General features: G+C 52.3%; 16 protein-coding genes. 11 read left to right on the top strand and 5 right to left on the bottom strand.

The genetic code is table 11. The features are described 5' to 3' along the window. Window positions 1–2: 2 nt before the first annotated feature. Complete coding sequence (locus H7F31_RS23610) at window positions 3–434, bottom strand: MerR family transcriptional regulator (RefSeq protein ID WP_187105497.1); 432 nt, start codon at window positions 432–434, stop codon at window positions 3–5. Window positions 435–865: 431 nt separating this feature from the next. Here H7F31_RS23610 and H7F31_RS23605 point away from each other — a divergent pair, with 431 nt between their 5' ends. Genes H7F31_RS23605 through H7F31_RS23595 form a run of 3 tightly spaced genes read left to right on the top strand, consistent with a single transcriptional unit; the run spans window position 866 to window position 4,096 of the window. After that, the gene (locus H7F31_RS23605; RefSeq protein WP_261800110.1) at window positions 866–2,236 is read left to right on the top strand and encodes an ammonium transporter; all 1,371 of its coding nucleotides are present in this window, start codon (window positions 866–868) and stop codon (window positions 2,234–2,236) included. 39 nt (window positions 2,237–2,275) lie between these two features. Continuing rightward, a complete protein-coding gene (locus H7F31_RS23600) occupies window positions 2,276–3,343 on the top strand; it encodes a DUF294 nucleotidyltransferase-like domain-containing protein (RefSeq protein ID WP_187100769.1) in 1,068 nt (355 codons plus the stop codon). 18 nt (window positions 3,344–3,361) lie between these two features. Beyond that, window positions 3,362–4,096 (top strand): 3'-5' exonuclease, encoded by a 735-nt coding sequence (locus H7F31_RS23595; protein WP_187100768.1) that lies wholly within the window; start codon window positions 3,362–3,364, stop codon window positions 4,094–4,096. Here H7F31_RS23595 and H7F31_RS23590 read toward each other — a convergent pair. After that, complete coding sequence (locus H7F31_RS23590) at window positions 4,082–4,528, bottom strand: M67 family metallopeptidase (RefSeq protein WP_187100767.1); 447 nt, start codon at window positions 4,526–4,528, stop codon at window positions 4,082–4,084. The genes H7F31_RS23595 and H7F31_RS23590 overlap by 15 nt on opposite strands. A gap of 75 nt (window positions 4,529–4,603) precedes the next feature. Next, window positions 4,604–5,854 (bottom strand): MFS transporter, encoded by a 1,251-nt coding sequence (locus H7F31_RS23585; protein WP_187100766.1) that lies wholly within the window; start codon window positions 5,852–5,854, stop codon window positions 4,604–4,606. A gap of 149 nt (window positions 5,855–6,003) precedes the next feature. Between H7F31_RS23585 and H7F31_RS23580 the strand changes: the two genes are divergently transcribed. Further along, complete coding sequence (locus tag H7F31_RS23580; RefSeq protein ID WP_261800109.1) at window positions 6,004–6,561, top strand: TlpA family protein disulfide reductase; 558 nt, start codon at window positions 6,004–6,006, stop codon at window positions 6,559–6,561. Between the two features lie 69 nt (window positions 6,562–6,630). On the opposite strand, the gene cimA is transcribed toward H7F31_RS23580, so the two are convergent. Next, window positions 6,631–8,250 (bottom strand): citramalate synthase, encoded by a 1,620-nt coding sequence (gene cimA, locus H7F31_RS23575; RefSeq protein ID WP_187100765.1) that lies wholly within the window; start codon window positions 8,248–8,250, stop codon window positions 6,631–6,633. A 236-nt stretch (window positions 8,251–8,486) separates the two neighbouring features. Between cimA and H7F31_RS23570 the strand changes: the two genes are divergently transcribed. The 3 genes from H7F31_RS23570 to H7F31_RS23560 all read left to right on the top strand — a co-directional run bounded on the left by H7F31_RS23570 (window position 8,487) and on the right by H7F31_RS23560 (window position 11,627). Further along, window positions 8,487–9,773, top strand: coding sequence for a DNA polymerase IV (locus H7F31_RS23570; RefSeq protein ID WP_187100764.1), 1,287 nt, complete (start codon window positions 8,487–8,489; stop codon window positions 9,771–9,773). 80 nt (window positions 9,774–9,853) lie between these two features. Beyond that, window positions 9,854–10,096, top strand: a complete 243-nt coding sequence (locus H7F31_RS23565; protein ID WP_087567195.1) for a ferredoxin — start codon at window positions 9,854–9,856, stop codon at window positions 10,094–10,096. Between the two features lie 124 nt (window positions 10,097–10,220). Next, window positions 10,221–11,627: a L,D-transpeptidase gene (locus H7F31_RS23560; RefSeq protein ID WP_187100763.1), complete on the top strand. Its 1,407-nt coding sequence runs from the start codon at window positions 10,221–10,223 to the stop codon at window positions 11,625–11,627. Window positions 11,628–11,643: 16 nt separating this feature from the next. Here the strand turns inward: H7F31_RS23560 and H7F31_RS23555 are convergent, their stop codons facing one another. Next, complete coding sequence (locus tag H7F31_RS23555; RefSeq protein WP_179215439.1) at window positions 11,644–11,784, bottom strand: hypothetical protein; 141 nt, start codon at window positions 11,782–11,784, stop codon at window positions 11,644–11,646. 364 nt (window positions 11,785–12,148) lie between these two features. Between H7F31_RS23555 and H7F31_RS23550 the strand changes: the two genes are divergently transcribed. From H7F31_RS23550 to H7F31_RS23535, 4 genes are all read left to right on the top strand, one after another. Continuing rightward, window positions 12,149–13,246 (top strand): quinone-dependent dihydroorotate dehydrogenase, encoded by a 1,098-nt coding sequence (locus H7F31_RS23550; RefSeq protein WP_187100762.1) that lies wholly within the window; start codon window positions 12,149–12,151, stop codon window positions 13,244–13,246. A 17-nt stretch (window positions 13,247–13,263) separates the two neighbouring features. Next, on the top strand, window positions 13,264–14,067 hold the full coding sequence (locus H7F31_RS23545; protein WP_187100761.1) for a GTP diphosphokinase: 804 nt from the start codon (window positions 13,264–13,266) through the stop codon (window positions 14,065–14,067). Between the two features lie 112 nt (window positions 14,068–14,179). After that, window positions 14,180–15,739 (top strand): RsmB/NOP family class I SAM-dependent RNA methyltransferase, encoded by a 1,560-nt coding sequence (locus H7F31_RS23540; protein WP_187100760.1) that lies wholly within the window; start codon window positions 14,180–14,182, stop codon window positions 15,737–15,739. Beyond that, on the top strand, window positions 15,740–16,531 hold the full coding sequence (locus tag H7F31_RS23535) for a pseudouridine synthase (protein WP_187100759.1): 792 nt from the start codon (window positions 15,740–15,742) through the stop codon (window positions 16,529–16,531). It begins immediately after the preceding gene. Window positions 16,532–16,549 lie beyond the last annotated feature (18 nt).

Here is a 16,549-nt window from a genome sequence, read left to right as displayed (position 1 = left end):
CGTTACATGAGCGAGCTCTTGTTCATGAGCAACATGAGCGCTTCTATGCACGCCGCTGTCTGAGGCATGATTCGCGTATAAAATCTGCCTGCCTTTCGGGGCCCAAGCTGCTTAATGACGGGCTCCAGCTCCTTTACCTCGCGTTCCAGCCGAGAAAGGTGCTGCTGGATTTCGGTCAACTTCAGCGATATATGCTCGTCGGGCGTCACTTTGCTCCATGAGTCCAGACTCGACTTAATCTCATCTAACGTATATTTGTCTTTTTTCATCTGCTCAATACGTTCGAGGCGCTGCAAAGTTTCATCTCCGTACAGTCTGTAATTTTTTTCGGAGCGCCCCGAAGGTTCAATCAAACCGAGGGAAGTATAATAATCAATCGTTCGAGAGCTTATCTGCGCCCGTTTGGCCAATTCGCCGATACGGTACAATCTCATCTCCATCTTCATCCACCGCCCTATATGATTTCAATTTCTATGATAATAGGTAAGTAACCATACAGTCAAACGTATTGCTTGAATCGTATCCCAACTATATTGGAGGGGAGTACATTCATCCAGTGATAATGGATCTAAAGATCCCTTCATAAAGGAGGAGGGGCTGTTCGAGTTTTTTTGTGCGAGTAAATCTGACATATTGAGTAGAAACGACTTTGATTTACAAAAAGCGAATAATAGATGCCGAGATAACGTGATAACAGACCAAAAACCCGATGGATCTTAACGTTCGTACCAATTTCAAAGGAGAATGTTAGATATTTTTCGAAAAAATGAAAAAAACATATTGTCAAATGAACAACCGCTGAATATAATGACAATATGTCTTTCGTGAAATGTCATGTAATATAACATCCAAAGGAGTGGTCGTATTGATTAAGAAAACTTTTCTTGCACTAGGTTTGATGACAATTTTGTTCCCGGTAGCAGCATTTGCCGAGGATCCGTCGGGTGCAACGCTTGACATGGGACTTAACTCTCTATGGGTTATGTTGGCATTCATACTCGTACTTTTGATGCAAGGCGGATTCATTCTTCTCGAAGCAGGTTCGACCCGGATGAAGAATGCCGGTCACGTAGCGGGCAAAACGATCTTTACGGTTGGCCTTGCGGCACTTATCTACTGGGCTTTCGGTTACGGCATTGCGTTCGGCGGCGACAGCGGCCTCAGCCAATTCATCGGATGGGGCGACTTCTTCTTCGACCCTCAACTGGCAGGTGATGCTGCAGCAGGCGATTCCTTCCCTAATGGCGTATTCTTCTTGTTCCAGCTGGCATTTGCCGCGATCTCGTTATCCATTGCATGGGGCGGCTTCGCGGAACGTGCGAAACTATCCTCTTACATTGTATTTACACTGTTTTTCGTTGGTTTGATCTACCCGATCGTCGCTCACTGGATCTGGGGCGGCGGCTGGCTGGCCGAAGACGGCGCGCAAGACTTCGCCGGCTCTACAGTCGTTCATTTGACTGGCGCTCTTGCCGCATTCGCAGCAACGGTTCTTCTGAAGCCGCGTATCGGCAAATTCAACAAAGACGGTTCCGCCAACGAAATTCTGGGTCACAACCAAGTGTTTACGGCATTGTCCGTATTGCTCCTGTGGGTTGGCTGGTTCGGCTTTAACGCAGGCTCCACGGTAGCGATCGGCGACGGATTTTTTACTTATGTAGCATTCACGACGATGTTGGCTGCTGGCGCCGGCGGTGTAGCTGCACTGTTAATCTCTTGGGCCGTAACGGGCAAAGCCGACATCACGGCTATGCTAAACGGTACGCTTGCAGGTCTCGTAGCAATTACGGCATCATGTGCATTCGTCGATCCTTGGGCAGCCGTCGTTATCGGTCTGGTAGCAGGTATGCTTGTGTTCTACAGCGTGAAAATGTTCGAAAAGCTGAAGGTCGACGATCCGATCTATGCCCTGTCCGTACACGGTATGGCTGGTATTTGGGGCACGCTGGCGAACGGAATCTTTGCAACGCAAGAGCTTGCCGACAAAGTCGGCGTTGGAACAGGCGGGCTTATCGATACTGGCAGCTGGAAGCAGCTGTGGGTGCAATTCGAATCCGTAGTCGTAGTAGGCGCGTTCGTTCTGGTTGCATCCTTCCTCGTGCTTGGCGTCATGAAGATGATCATGGGCTTCCGCGTAACGGAAGAGCAAGAAATTATCGGTCTTGACCTCAGCGAGCATGGCGCTTATGGTTATCCTGAGCAATTGAAGAAACCGGGCCAAACGTTCGAAGGTTAAAAAGAGAGCATTAAACGGACCGAAGGGGGAGAGCGGCGCATGGGCGATCCGGCACGTTCGCAGCACTTCAAGAAGATCGGCGCAGCCGATCGAGTGGATGGGCTGCGGTGCTTGCGAGATCAGATGCACGAGCAGATGGAAGCCCTTCTCCCTGTAAGGCCGGTCGAACAATTAAATGAACAATTAAACGAGACGCATGACGCCTTGATCACCAAGGCGATCATGCTCTCCGAAGCGGACATGGCACGGATGGGGAAAGGGTCTCCCCCCGTGCCATACGCCTATTTATTGTTCGGCAGCGGCGGGCGGAAGGAACAGACGTTGTCCAGCGACCAAGACAGCGGCGTGGTCTATCGGGATCCGGCGGAGAACGGAGAAGAGGCCAAGGCTTATTTTCTTGAATTATGTCAATTGATCGTAAGCAATTTGATTGCCATCGGATATCCGCCTTGCGAAGGCAAGGTGTTAAGCGACAATCCAGATTGGTGCAGCTCGCTGAGCGAGTGGCGGGAACGGTTGGAAGGCTGGTTCAGGGAACCTGCCTGGGAATCCGTCCGTTATTTGCTCATTATCGCTGACGGAAGATGCGTATACGGTGACGAGGGCGTTGCTGAGGCCTTAAAGGATATCTACTATTCCGATATGTTAAACCATCCCGTCATTATTAGGCGAATGATCGAGAACACGATGCGGCATAAGGTGCTCGTCGGCGTATTTGGGCAATTGCTGAAGGAACGGTATGGCGAAGATGCCGGCAGTCTGGATATTAAGTATGGCGCTTATATTCCAATGGTCAATTCGATTCGAATGATGGCGATACAAGCGAGTGTAAGGGGAACGTCGACGCTGGAGCGCATACGCAAGCTAATCGACATTGGCAAGCTGTCGCCAGCCGATGGGGAGCAATACGAGCAAGCCTTCCGTTTCATTTTGCGCTTGCGATTAATGACAACGGAACAGATGGAAGACGGTTTGTATGCAAACAACGGCAAGCTGCATAGCAGCAAGCTGACCAAAGAGATGACGGACGAGCTCAAGAGCAGCTTGCGGATAGGCAAACGCCTGCAGCGGGCGGTATACCGTCAGGCGATGGGAAGGCTGATGTAAGGTAAGGCGGTGGTCTCAATGAAGGAACAAAAAGGCGTAGGCCGCATGTGGAGTCTATACAAAATGGGGGGTGTCACGCCTGCCATCGCGTCCATGCTTGGCTCTCAGAACGCTCAGCAAATGGCATTTATTCGTAACGCCAATCGGGAGCAGCGTAAGCAATCTTTGCTTGAAACGCCTCTGAGGGAGCTGGAAACCGTCGTTTTTGATTTGGAGACGACAGGTTTTAATCCTAATCATGGAGACGAAATTATTTCGTTCGGGGCCGTCGTCGTGAAAGGCGGAGAGCTGTGCGAGACAGAGACCTTTTACAGCCTCGTCAATCCGCGCCGAACCATACCGAGATCAATTGTGGAGCTTACGGGAATCACCAACGGGATGGTGCAGGACGCTCCGGATCTGATGACGGCTCTTCATGACTTTATGGCTTTCGTAGGGCGCAGATTGCTTGTTGCGCATGCCTCCGGCCATGACAAACAATTCCTCAACGCGGCATTATGGCGTACGTCCAAGGTGAATTTGAACCATCGGGTTCTCGATACGATGATGATTGCGAAGTGGCTGGAGCCAAACCGCGATGGTTATAGTCTGGATGAATTGCTTGCTGGCAGCTGCATTCCGATTACGGTGCGGCATCATGCGCTGGAGGATTCTCTAATGACGGCGCGATTGTGGCTTCATTATTTAAATCAAATCGTTGAGCGAAACGTATTTACGTTAGGCGATTTGTACGCCTATCTAAGCAAACACTAGCTGAGCGGGCATAAAAACGCCGTCCTGATGACGATAAGGCTGTACTACCGGAGCAGAGGGATCGGTCAAGGAAATAATCCAATATTGGAAGCCGGAATGAAAATAAAAGCCTTCGCCGTCGCGATTCGATGGAATCGCTGCGGTATTAGGGTGCGAGTGGAAGAAGCCGACAAGCTGTTGTCGGTTTTTTTCCATTGAGAAACAGGCGGCTGTCCATTCCTCGGGATCGAAGAAAAAAGAGTCGGAGGGATGGGGGTGAATATTGCGAATCGGCAAAATGATGTCAATGGAATGCCGCTCTTTTGCCCGGGCGAGCACGCCGCAAGCCTCATTCGGGAGGATGCTTCCGCAATAGTCGAGAAGCAGCGTGTAAGCTGCCTTGGTGATGGATGTACGAGCTTCGTAATTAGGGTGCGAAAGCGAAAGCGACATGACATATCCTCCCGAAATTGCAGCAACTACAACTTCTTATCGATAAGTAAGTATACCGCGAAACCCAAGGTGTTGTTAAGCTTTGGATTGCCGTTTCGGAGGTTTGATTGTTAGAGCGACGGCGATCAACAGCCCCGCGCTTAAGATGGTTAGAATGACAAACAAACCCGTAACGGATTTATCGGCCATCCAGCTAAAGAAGGGAGGCCCAATCGCTACGCCAAGAAAACGAAGGCTATTGTATAACGAGGTCACCATGCCTCGATGCGATCGATCGACGGATCCTGTAATAAGGGTATTGAGACAAGGGAGCAGCAACCCTGTTCCAATGCTGCACAAAGTAATAAAAATGATTAAGGCGATAAAAGCCGAATGCCAGATGGAAGCGGCTGTAAGGGACAATGACATCAGGCCGATCCCGGACAACATTAGGACCTTCATCCTGTCGCCATTTTTGCGAATTCCCTTCCCTGTCGAGTAAGCCGTAATGACAAGCCCGAGCAGCGGAATGGCCAGCAGTCCGCCTTTGGCAACGCCGTCAATCGATAGGGGAGGTTTTTCGGCCATATCCGACAGATAGAACAAAACGCCGAATAAAATAAACAAGCCGAGCGAACCGGCCAGATAAGCGGTAAACAGCCATTTTCCTTCTTTGGCATAGATCGCCTTCATTTCTTTCCAATAGGTTTTGAAAGGCGTGGGTTTGCCTTCATGTTTAGGTTCATGTATCAGCCATAGAACGGCGCAAAATGATCCTGCGCAAAACAGAGGAAACGCGAAGAACGGCGCATACCATGACCATAAACCAAGCAAAGAGCCTAGAATAGGGCTGATGACTTTCCCGGCGCCGTTGGATGCTTCGATAAGTCCCAGCGCCTCGCTTTCTTCCCCGTCTTGATAAAGGTCGCCTACCAGCGCCATGGCGATCGGCGCCGTGCCTGCCGCCGCCATCCCCTGCAATGCCCGCGCTCCAATGAGAATGCCGTAGGATTCCCAAACGGCGCCGAGTCCCGCCAATATCCCTGCACCGCCGTAGATCGCCAGCGCAGGCAAGATGACAGCCTTTCTGCTCATCCGATCGGAGATATATCCGATAATGGGTATGAAGAGAGCGGCTGAAACGGAGAATAAGGTAATGACAAGACTGGATTGAAACTTGCTTAGCGACATGGCTTTCGCCATATCCGGGAGAATGGGAACGAGGATGGAATTTCCCAGTACAAGTACGAGCGGTACAGTTGCGAATGCTGCATATTGCAACCATGATGACTTAGTTTCTTTGGTAGCGCTGGATTTTCGTTTTCCATGAGCCTGTGCTCGTGACATACCGTTCCTCCCGTAGTCATGAACGCATTCAGCCTAAGCAGACTGTGCTTATGACGGATTTATGGCTAATCTGCCCATTGTCTTGAGCTTCCATACCTCGCGTGGTACGATGGGAACAATGAATAGGGTTAACGGAAGGAAGGACTTAAGTGAAAAAAACAGCAGCGTGGTTTTTCACGGCTTTTTTGTTAGCAGGGCTTGGCATCTTTCAATACATGCAGCAAGGCGCCGCAGCCGCAACGGAGCTGGCATCGCCAAGCGGCTTTAAGCCCAAGGCGGGATACGAGTCCGCGGCCATAACGCTCCCGGGCATGGACGACGCTATCCATACGATAGGCGGAGGAGCCGGAGAGAAGCTGTTATTCGTCAACTTCTGGGCTTCCTGGTGCGGTCCTTGCGTGATGGAGGCTCCTGATCTGCAGAAGCTGCATGAACAGTATGGAGATGTCATGGAAATGTATGGCGTCAACTCTACGAATTACGATAAGGAACGTTCGGCGAGGGAGTTCGTCGAAGAGTTTGGCCTAACGTTCCCGATGTTAATGGACCGGGAAGGCACGATTACGAAGCTGTATAAGGTTAATAATTTCCCAACGAGCTTCCTAATTGACGGCAACGGCGTCATAAGGGAACGGATTAACGGAGTCGTTACGTACGCAGAATGGGAGAGGCTCATTCTGAAGTGGTCGAAGCCGAACGCGGCATAACAAAAAAGCAGTTAGCGGAAGGCGCAAAGCCTTGAACGCTAACTGCTTTTATTGTTTCATCCTAAGCCGTTAATGATTGACGAGCCCCAGTCTCTCCACAAACTCCGATTCTGGACCGTCTCCAGTTGTCTTGGACATATGAAGCAGCGCATAACGGATGCTGTCGAGAAGCGCTTCCCAGCTGGCTTCTATTACGTTGCTGGATACGCCGACCGTACTCCAGGTATTGTCGAGTCCGGTGGATTCCACAAGCACCCGTACTTTGGCGGCCGTGGCGTCTTTCTCGTCGATGACGCGGACCTTGTAGTCGGACAAGTGAATCTGTTCGATGCGCGGGAAAAATTGCACGAGCGCTTTGCGCATTGCGTTGTCGAGAGCGTTGACGGGGCCGTTGCCCTCCGCGGCCGTCAGCACGATCTGACCTCCCACGTTGATCTTGACGATGGCTTCGCAGATCATGCTGGCGTTCGACTTCTCCATATGGATCTTAAACGATTCTACCTTGAAGATTTGGACCGCGTCGGTAAAAGCGTCGCGCAAAAGAAGCTCAAGCGAGGCGTCGGCGCCTTCGAATTGATAGCCTTGATGCTCCAGATCCTTGATCTGCTCCATAATTTGTTTCGTCTTCTCGTTGTTCGAGGTGATGTCGAGTCCAAGCTCGGTCGCTTTGGAAATAATATTGCTTTGACCGGCAAGCTCCGACACGAGAATTCTCTGCTTGTTCCCCACAAGCTCGGGCTCGATATGCTCATAAGTCTTGGCATCCTTCATGATCGCGGAGACATGGATGCCGCCCTTATGGGCGAATGCCGCGTTGCCGACGAAAGCTTGACCGACCGGCATATGAACATTGGCGATCTCGCTAACGTAACGGGCCGTTCCTGTCAGCAGGCGAATACGGTCGTCTTCAAGGCAGGAGTAAGCCAGCTTGAGCTGCAGGTTCGGAATGATGGAACACAGATTTGCGTTGCCGCAACGCTCGCCGTAACCGTTCATCGTGCCTTGCACCTGGCGCGCGCCAGCCTGGACGGCAGCCAGCGAATTCGCGACGGCAAGCTCGCAGTCGTTATGAGTGTGAATGCCGATAGGCGTATTCAGTTCTTCCTTGACGCGGGAGACGATCTCATGGATTTCGTTGGGCATAGTGCCGCCGTTCGTATCGCAGAGCACGAGCCAGTCCGCTCCGCCTTCCTGTGCTTTGCGAAGCGCTGCAAGGGCATATTCCGGGTTGTTTTTGTAGCCGTCGAAAAAGTGCTCGGCGTCGTACATCGCTTCCATGCCGTGGTGTTTAAGTAGCGCGAAGGAGTCGAAGATCATCGCCAGATTTTCTTCCAGCGTCGTCTGGAGCGCCGTATGGACATGGAAATCCCAAGCCTTGCCGACCAGCGTTGCCGCCGGTACGCCGGATTCGATAATCCGGAGCAGGCTGGCGTCTTGCTCGGCGACGCTGTTCTTGCGGCGCGTGCTTCCGAACGCGGTAATCTTGGCATTGAGCTTCATCGTCTTTACGCGCTTGAAAAATTCGATATCCTTGTTGTTGCTTCCGGGATTGCCGCCTTCAATATAATGAACGCCCAAAGCGTCAAGCTTTTGTGCAATCTTCAGCTTGTCATCTGCCGATAAGCTGATCCCCTCGCCTTGCGTGCCATCGCGCAGCGTCGTGTCAAAGATGAATATTTGTGCGGACATTTCTAAATGTGCCTCCTTCACAGAGCCTCTGATGGAATCATAATACATGATTATACCACTTTATCTTCCTAAAGTAGAGAGGGAAGTTGCAATTCCGGCCTACTATCTATATAAGGAAAGCGGTATCTTGGCGAACAAATGTTTGTTGTTCGGCATTGACTTGAACCTTGCCTAATTATATGCTGAGGAAACAAGCGGTACAACCCAACATTCTGCAATTGGCGGTGAACTTGTCCATGAGCGGCGTAGAAGAGCATTATCCTGCCAAAGGCAGAGTAATCATCCATCTCGATATGAATGCGTTCTATTGCTCCGTGCACGAAGCAGAAGAGCCTGACGTATATAAGAATAAAGCAACGGCGGTCTCCGGCAGCATCGAGCAGCGCAAAGGCATCATTGTCACCTGCTCGTACGCAGCCCGTGCGAAGGGCGTCAAGACAGGGATGCCGGTGCGTCAAGCCGTCAAGATGTGTCCGGATATCATCTTGATCAAGCCGGACTTCCATCTGTACCGGAAGTACTCCAGAGGATTTTTGTCGATCGCTCGCGCTTATACGCCGATGGTGGAATCCGTCTCCATCGACGAATGTTATATGGATATTACGGGCTCCAAGCTGATGGGAACCCCGTTGCAGATCGCGGAATCGCTGCAGCGACGCATATTGACGGAGTTGGCGCTTCCATGCTCCATCGGCCTTGCCCCTAACAAGCTGCTCGCCAAAATGGCTTCGGATATGAAAAAGCCCAATGGCTTGACCGTCCTCCGCATTCGCGACGTGCCTCAAGTGCTGTGGGATAAGCCCTGCAATCTATTATTCGGCGTTGGAGGCAAGACGGCCTCCAAGCTTGCAAAGCTGAATATCCATACGATCGGAGAGCTGGCGGCGGCCGATGAGAGCATGCTGATCAAGCAATTCGGAACCGTTGGCGCCTGGATGAAGTCGGCCGCGCACGGCATCGATCATTCTCAGGTTAATCCGCACCGGGATCAGAATAAGTCTATCGGCCATACGACGACGCTGCCGCAGGACTTGACGAAGCGGGACGATATATTTCGTGTGCTGCTCAATCTGGCCGATCAGACGGGGCGCAGGCTACGCAGGCAGAAGCTTGTCGCTTCAACGGTTCAGATCACGATCCGAAGGCCTGACATGACGACCATTACGAGATCCCATACCGTTCCGGCGCCGATCCAGACGACGGAGGAAATCACGAAAGAAGCGCGGGCGCTCTATCTAAAGCATTGGAGCGAAGGGGAGCCGATTCGCCTTCTGGGAGTTACGCTGCAGAATTTAACCCCCATCTCCGAATCCGCTCTTCAGTTGGATCTATTCAGCTTTGAGGAGCAGCCGCGCAAGGAATCGCTAACGAAGGTGATGGACGCGCTTCGGGACAAATTCGGAGAGGACGCCGTTCTGACCGCTGGCATGCTTGGCGACGATCCATCTTCCTTAATCAGAAACAAACGAATTCGAGGTACATCCTTGCAAAAAGACGATACTTTGTTATATATTGATGAGTGAAGGAACGAGCCGTACCGGCATATTTGGATAATATATAATTGGAACGGATTTATCCGTAGATTATAAAGGAGGAGAAAACCATGGCTAAGTTTACATGGGTAGAGAAAGACACATGCATCGCTTGCGGTGCTTGCGGAGCGACGGCTCCCGACATTTATGATTACGACGACGAAGGTTTGGCCGAGGTTATTTTCCAAGGCGACTCTAATAGAGGCATAACCGAAATTCCGGATGACATGTACGACGATCTGCAGGACGCTTGCGACGGATGTCCGACGGATTCTATCAAAATCGCCGACGAGCCCTTCAACGCCGAGGGCTAATCAGATCCCATTTCAAAAGCTCTTCGACCATTATGGTGCGGTGGGCTTTTTTTTATGCGAGGTTATGCCGATATATTCCAAAAGAAGAGTGGAAATCGTCGTAATCGACCAGGAGGCATGGATGATGGAACAATCAAAATTCGATAAACCCGAAGATATTATATATTTGAAGCAATTCGTCAAAAAACATCCCGACAATAAGATGGGATGGTACTTGCTTGGCAAACATTACCGCGACGCAGGGAAGGAAGGAAAAGCGAATTATTGCTTTATACAGGCCGGAGATATTTATGACGCCTTCGAACAATCCAGTCATCCGTTAGCCGTATCGACGAACCAATTGGAAGAGCTCAAGGCATGGGAGAAGCGGAAGAAGCGCAAACGTCTTGTTCGCAACGTAACGGTCATAGCGGTACCGCTGTTGCTGCTTGCGCTGCTGATCCCTTCCATCGGAAATCAAAAGCAAATACCCGGCGATGATGCCGTTCCGGCTGTCGCCGACGGGAGTCCGGGGCTTGGCGTCGTGCTGGTTCCGCGCAAGGAAAAGACACCCGCCGGGTATGCATTCGGCGAAGTGATGAAGGCCGGCGGCGAATCGCCGCCGAAAGTCATAGCTGCCCATCTCGAGGAGAAGGGGGGCTGGAAGCAATGGAACGGCAATGCAAGGCTATTGATGGAGATGGAACGTGGCAGCGGACAGGCGCAATTCGAGGTGAGCATGCTGGACCGTAACGTCTGTGCATGCGATCCCGCCGATGCCAAGCCGGCAGCAAGCCGATTTGCCGAATGGAAAATAGAGCAGGAGCAGCATTGGACGTTATCCAGCGCTATTGTGCAATACCGAAATTTGTATAAGAAGTGGCCGGAAAATTTGGATGCGCTTGTACGTCCCTACCCGCACAACGTATTGTCCGGAGAAGGAGAGGGGATGGCTGCGATGTTCCCCGAGCTGCTCGCCAAGCTGAAGTTATCGGCATCGCAAGCGGAAAATGCGAAACCTCAAACCGGCGGACAAGGCACTAAGGATGCCGCTGCTCAGATTGCAGGCGCAACGTCTATCGGCTCCAACGGCTTGTTCCAACCGGATTGGAGCAAGCCGCTGGAGATCGTAATCGATGTGTCGAACCATACGCTTGCCGTCGTGCATAACGGCTTGATCGTCCGCAGCTACAGGGTAGGACTGGGCGGTTCGAAGACGCCTGAGGGCAGCTTCTTTATCAGCGAGAAGGTGAGGGATCCCAACGGCGGAGACGGGATTTTTGGCTCGAGAGGCATGACTTTGTCCAACACGCTGTACGCCATTCATGGCACGAACGACAAGGACAGCATCGGCAAGGACGAGTCGCTTGGCTGCATCCGACTGGGAGAAGCCGACGTCGAGGAGTTGTTCGACATGGTGCCGCTAGGTACGCCGGTGCAAATTAAAAACGGGACGCTTCCACCCGATGCCAAGGCGCCGCAGGAACGATTCCGGCTTGCGCCCAAGCAGGACGAAAGCAATCCCGCGAAGGTATATCGATGGCTGACATAACGTAGTCGTCAGCAGCTTAGGAGAAGACGATAAGAAGGACGGATACGGCTACGATTACGAAGCCGACGATGGAGCCGATCCAGACCAGCGCCTTCTTGTTCACTTCTTCCTTAGGTTTAACCTTCATTGTAGCCGGTTTGCGTTTAGGTGCGCTCATGAATCAACAACCTTTCTGATAATAATCACTTATAGATGTAATTCAAAAAGTCCGCTTTTGATCACGAAGTAGACCAAGAAGCATACTCGACATCGAATATTGAATTCAGGCGAAAGTTCCGTTGCTCACGTAGCTTCCACTACGCTCCGCTACTCACTTCCTACCTTCATTCAATCTTCTCGGTGCTGAAAACCGAACTTTTTGAACAAGCACTTATATGCTTGTATTGTAATCGTTTTCCGCGGATGCCGCAATACAAGGAGATGGACGGAGCCTCGGGCACATGGTGCAAGGCTCTTTTCTTTTTGATTCAAAACGGATAAACTGTCTGATAGAGCACATACTGCGGAACGGAGTGAACTTCTTGCTTTATTCATCTCTTCTTAAACCGATTTTCTTTAAAATGGACCCGGAGAAGGCGCATCACCTGGTCATCGACGGCATGGCCGCTTGCGGCAAAGTACCCGGTCTCGGAGCGCTTATGAACGCCATGTACGGCGTACCTGACATTCCGGAGCTGCGTACGAAGGTACTCGGCATTTCCTTCCCTCATCCCGTGGGGCTGGCCGCCGGGCTGGACAAGAACGGAGTCGCCGCGGACGGCTTCTCCAGCATCGGTCTCGGCTTCGCCGAGGTGGGTACGGTAACGCCTAAGGGGCAGGCGGGTAATCCCCAGCCAAGGCTGTTCCGGTTGCCTCCAGACGAAGCGCTGATCAATCGGATGGGCTTCAACAATCACGGAGCGGACGCAATGGCGGCATCGCTCGCGCGCCGCAAGATTAACCGAATTCCGATCGCGGTCAATATCGGCAAGAACAAGGATACGCCGAACGAGCTGGCCCATGAGGATTATCAAGCCTGCATTCGGACGCTGTACGATTTTGGCGACTTCTTCGTCGTAAATATCAGCTCGCCGAACACGCAGGGCTTGAGGGATCTGCAGCATGGCGATGAGCTAAAGAAGCTCTTGGACGCCGTTATGACGGAGATGGAAACGCAGGCGAGGAAACGCGGCAAGGAAACGAAGAAAGTGCTGGTCAAGATTGCGCCGGATATGTCGGACGATCAGCTCTCCCATACGGTGGCGACAATAATGGACAGCCGGGTATCGGGCATCATCGCCACGAATACGACATTGTCGCGCGATGGCTTGTCTCACGCCCATGCGGGAGAAACTGGCGGATTGAGCGGAAGGCCGCTTACACGGCGCTCCACCGAGGTTATCGCGGCCGTATATCGACAGACTGGCGGAAGATTGCCAATTATCGGTTCCGGCGGAATCTTTACGGCGCAAGACGCATACGATAAAATTCGCGCGGGAGCTTCGCTTGTAGAGATCTATACGGCATTAATATATAAAGGACCAGGATTGCAGCGCGAGCTGACAAGCGGGCTTGTCGAATGCTTGCGCAAGGATGGCTACCGCAACATTGCCGAAGCAGTAGGCGCAGATCATCGTTAGAAACAGGAGGCGGCCGGATGGACGGTAGAGACTGGAGTCTTTTTCTACAGCCTTATGAACAAGCGGTTGAGGAATTAAAGGTTAAATTCAAGACGATGCGCGTAGAGCTCAAAATAAGAGAGGCCTACGCGCCTATAGAATTCGTAACAGGAAGAGTAAAAAGGATCTCCAGCATTCTGGAGAAGGCTCGGCGGCTTGGCGTAGCGCCGGATCGGCTGGAGGATGGGATCGAGGACATCGCGGGCATTCGGATAATGTGCCAGTTCGTGGACGACATCCATCGGGTGGCGGCGCTGATCCGGACTCGCAAGGATCTGGAGCTTGTATACGAAAAAGATTACATTACGAACTACAAGGACAGCGGGTACCGAAGCTACCATATTATCGTCAAGTACCCTGTGCAGACCGCACTGGGCTTCAAACACGTATTAGCGGAGATTCAAATCCGCACGCTTGCGATGAATTTCTGGGCTACGATCGAGCATTCGCTTAATTATAAATTTAAGGAAAGTCTGCCCGAGGATGTGCGGAACCGGCTCAAGAAAGCGGCCGAAGCCGCCTTCTTGCTGGACACCGAGATGACAAGCATCCGCGAGGAGATTCTTGACGCGCAGACGGAGTTCGAAGAGCAGTCCAATGCGGTATCCCGCGTGCTGAACGGAATACAGGATTTGTATTTCTACCATCGCGTAAGAGAAGCGGCACAGTTCCAGATCAAGTTCAACGAATTATTTGAACAGCAGGACTATCATGCTCTGCATACCCTGTCGATCGATATAGGAGCGGCCATCGCGAAGGCTAAAAAAAACAATCAATCTTAAGCGGCGGAGCTACTCCGCCGAGCGAATAACCTCCAGCGTCGCCGGCATGGCGTTGCTCGGAGGTTATTCTATCCGGGAAGCGGCAGCCTTAAAGCAGCGGGAGGAAACATTAATGAAGGTGGATTTGCCGACACGGTTTATCGACAGAATGAAGCAATTGTTAGGCGAGGAATTCGATGAGTTCATGGCTTCGTACGAAGCGCCGAGAGCGTTCGGCCTGCGTCTAAATCCACTCAAAGTAACGAAAGAGGAATGGCGGGAGCTTAATTATCTACAAAATCCGGATCGTCGTATTCCTTGGACGGAGAACGGCTTCTATTACAAGGAAGAGGAGCGACCCGGCAAACATCCTTTTTACCATGCGGGGTTGTATTATATTCAAGAGCCGAGCGCGATGCTTCCCGCCGAGCTGTTGGACGTGAAGCCGGGACATCGGGTGCTCGATTTGTGCGCTGCTCCGGGAGGCAAGTCGACCCAGATTGCCGGGATGCTCAAAGGGAGCGGCATTTTGGTAGCGAATGACAACGCAAGCGAGAGAACGAAGGCGCTGGCCAAAAATATCGAGCTCGCAGGCATCAGAAACGCAATCGTTCTAAACGAAGAACCGGCAGCCATCGCCAAATCGTTTCCGGAATGGTTTCATCGCATATTGGTGGATGCGCCTTGCTCCGGCGAAGGGATGTTCCGCAAGGCTGATTCTATGGTCGGCGATTGGGAGAAACATTCCGTGCAGAAGTGCAGCGCCATGCAGCGCGATATTATGAACCACGCCGCGAAGATGCTGGCGCCAGGCGGCTTGCTATTGTATTCGACCTGCACTTTCTCGCCGGAAGAGAACGAGTCGCAGATTGCTTCCTTTCTGGAGGAGCATCCCGACTTCGTTGTGGAGCCGATTAAGCATGAATGCGGACTACGCGCCGGCCGTCCGGATTGGGTCGATGAAGCGACTGCAGCAAGTGCGGGGCCATCTATCGTAAGCTCCTTGAGCGGGACCGCGCGGTTATGGCCGCATGTGATCGAAGGCGAAGGGCATTATGCCGCGTTGCTCCGCAAAAAGTCGGGGAGCGGGACGACGGAGATCGAATTAGAGCGTCCATGGGTCCCGACGACCGCGATTGCAGCTGCGACTCCTGCCCTTACCGGCATGATGAAAGAGCAGCGCCTACGTAAAGACGGGAAGGGCAAAGGAGCAAAATCGGGAAGCTCGGCTTCCGATCAAACTCCGGTCGAGCTGTGGGAGGCGTTTAGCAAGCAGCAGCTCATACTCCGGGAGGGGGATTGGGGCAGCGTTCCCTTCTCCTACGGAGAGCGTCTCTATATGCAGCCGACGGGCGTGCCTTCTCTGGACGGGCTTAAGGTTGTCCGTGCAGGCTGGTACGTTGGAGAGGTCAAATGGAACCGCTTTGTGCCGTCTCAGGCGCTGGCGATGGGGCTTCGCAGGGATGAAGCGTCTCTGGTATTGGAATTGGATGGCCCAGACAGTGATGAAGTTATCCGTTACTTGCGAGGCGAGACGTTATTCGTGGCAGAAGACCGCATCATTAAAGGGATAGGCGATAAGAAGATAAAAGGTTTCGTACTGGTATGCCTGGTAGGTAGACCGATCGGTTGGGGCAAATATGAGAACGGCGTGCTCAAAAATGAGCTGTCGCCGGGATGGAGGCGAACATAAATGGGAGATAAGCTGAGACTGGACAAGCTCCTCTCCAACATGGGATACGGTTCGCGGAGCGAGATCAAGAAGGCGGTCAAGGCAGGCAAGGTGGCCGTGGACGGCGTCATAGCAAAGGACAGCGGCCTTATCGTCGACGTATCGTTACAGGAAGTGACTTGCGAAGGGGAGCGCGTCGAGTATCGCAGCGTTATCTATCTCATGCTGAACAAGCCGGCCGGCGTCGTCTCGGCGACGGAAGACAAACGGGACAAGACGGTCGTCGACCTGCTCCGTCCGGAGGATACGCGTCTTGCTCCTTTCCCGGTCGGCCGGTTGGACAAGGATACGGTAGGTCTGCTGCTGCTGACAAACGACGGAGTGCTCGCGCATGAGCTGCTGTCGCCCCGCAAGCATGTCGACAAGACGTACGAAGCGCTGGTAGCCGGTAAAGTGGACGAAGACGATGTCAATCGCTTTGCCTCCGGCGTAACGTTAGATGATGGATACGAGACGATGCCTGCCGAGCTTGTCATCGCAAGCGTCTACGAGACAGGGGAAGACGGGGAAGGACGGTCAGATGGTTCGGAGTTCCGATCGCTTATTACATTGACGATTCGCGAAGGGAAATTCCATCAGGTTAAAAGAATGTTCCAAGCCGTAGGCAAAACCGTTCTGACGCTTAAGAGACTCTCCATGGGGCCTCTCACGCTTGACGAATCGCTGCCAGAGGGCGCTTATAGAGAGCTCACGGACGAAGAAGTAGAAGGGTTGAAGGCGCATCGCGGAAGCGAACGCACGTCTCAGCTATAGAGTTCGACAATCGAGAGA

Source organism: Paenibacillus sp. PAMC21692, assembly GCF_014303795.1.
In the GTDB taxonomy this organism is placed as follows: Bacteria; Bacillota; Bacilli; order Paenibacillales; family Paenibacillaceae; genus Pristimantibacillus; species Pristimantibacillus agaridevorans.
The sequence above is the reverse complement of the archived record's forward strand: the minus strand, read 5'-3'. Positions and strand labels throughout refer to the sequence as shown.